This window comes from Leadbetterella sp. DM7 (assembly GCF_040829825.2).
Lineage (GTDB): Bacteria > Bacteroidota > Bacteroidia > Cytophagales > Spirosomataceae > Leadbetterella.
In genome coordinates, this window is sequence record NZ_JBFOLH020000061.1 from 1 (window position 1) to 279 (window position 279).

Consider the following 279-nt stretch of genomic DNA (forward strand, 5'->3'; position numbering starts at 1 on the left):
GCGGCGGTGCCGGACAAGGTCGTGGCCGGCGGCGCGCGGGCGGCGAACATGCCCAACTGGGCCGGGATCGACGAGCGCACCGGCGAGCCGTGGGCGGCGATGTTCTTCAACAACGGCGGCGGCGCCGGCGCGGCCAAGGGCACCGACGGCTGGCCGATCCTGGCCACGCTGGCGGCGATGGGCGGCCTCAAGTCGCTGGTGATCGAGCAGCTGGAGCTGCTCTACCCGCTGCTGGCCGACAGCATGGAGATCGAGCCCGACTCGATGGGCGTCGGCGAG

General features: G+C 73.5%; 1 protein-coding gene. It reads left to right on the forward strand.

Features of this window, described 5'->3' with window-relative positions:
• The coding region (locus AB2U10_RS19235; RefSeq protein WP_367916705.1) for a hydantoinase B/oxoprolinase family protein at window positions 1-279 on the forward strand (279 nt) is incomplete at both ends.